The organism is Belnapia sp. AC561, assembly GCF_979252845.1.
Window position 1 is genome coordinate 1 of the sequence record NZ_CEEDBP010000346.1, and the last position, 252, is coordinate 252.

The window sequence follows — 252 nt, forward strand, 5'->3', positions numbered from 1 at the left end:
GTGTGTGGCTTGGGTGGCGTCTGGAGCGGGTAGGGCGATTGATTGCCGGCGGGGACGGGAGGTGTGTGGGTCATTCCGGTCAAACCGGCGAAGGCGCGGTTCGGTTGCGCGCAGCCTTCAACCCGCGACGGGCAATTTCACCACGCCATCGTCATCACGTTCGAGCGGGCCGTAAGCGATGACGGTTTCCAGGAGCAGCGGGCCGTAAAGATGCGGGAAGAGCTGGCCGCCACGGCTTTCCTCCCACTTCAG

General features: G+C 64.7%; 1 protein-coding gene. It reads right to left on the minus strand.

Translation table 11 applies throughout. The features are described from left to right. Nucleotides 1-117 precede the first annotated feature (117 nt). Nucleotides 118-252: a DUF952 domain-containing protein gene (locus AC0IW9_RS31365; protein ID WP_471652197.1), complete on the minus strand. Its 135-nt coding sequence runs from the start codon at nucleotides 250-252 to the stop codon at nucleotides 118-120.